This is a genomic window from Vogesella lacus, assembly GCF_979366295.1.
Genome location: NZ_CEETQT010000032.1, coordinates 1 through 742 on the forward strand (window position 1 = coordinate 1; position 742 = coordinate 742).

Annotated in this window: 1 protein-coding gene; it reads left to right on the top strand. The window is 63.1% G+C overall.

Features of this window, described 5'->3' with window-relative positions:
- On the top strand, positions 1 to 742 hold a 742-nt coding region (locus ACZ9W6_RS17565; RefSeq protein WP_465192482.1), incomplete at both ends, for an AMP-binding protein.

Genomic DNA, 742 nt, shown 5'->3' on the forward strand with positions numbered 1-742 from the left:
CTGCGGCCAACATCCCGCTGGTGCTGGTGGATGTGGTGCCGGATGCGGACTATCCGGGCAGCAAGCCGGCGGTGACGGTGCATCCGGAACAGCTGGCGTATGTGATCTACACCTCGGGTTCGACGGGGAAGCCGAAGGGGGCGGCCAACCGGCATGTTTCGGTGGCGAGCTGCATGCTGTGGATGCAGCAACATTATGTGTTGTCCGGTAGCGATACCGTGCTGCACAAAGCACCGTTCTGCTTTGACGTGTCGGTGTGGGAGATTTTCTGGCCGCTGACCAGCGGCGCGCGACTGGTGGTGTCGCTGCCGGGCGATCATCGAGACCCGGAGCGCATCACCCGTCTGATCGAGCAGCACCAGATCACCACGCTGAACTTTGTGCCGGCCATGCTGCAAGCCTTTCTGGCGCATGAGGGGATCGAGGCGCGCACACGGCTGCGCTATGTGATTTGCGGTGGCGAAGCCATGCCGGCCGCCACCCAGCAGGAAGCGCTGCAACGGCTGCAAGGTGCCAGCCTGCAGAACCTGTACGGCCCGACCGAAGCAGCAATTCACGTTACTCACTGGACATGCCGCAACGATGGCCGCAGCAATGTGCCAATCGGCCGTCCGATCAGCCACACCATCACCCGCGTACTCGATAGTGATCTGAATCCGGTGGCACCGGGTGTGGCGGGCGAGCTGTATCTGGGCGGTATCCAGTTGGGTCGGGCTTACCTCAACCGCGCCGGTCTCTCTGC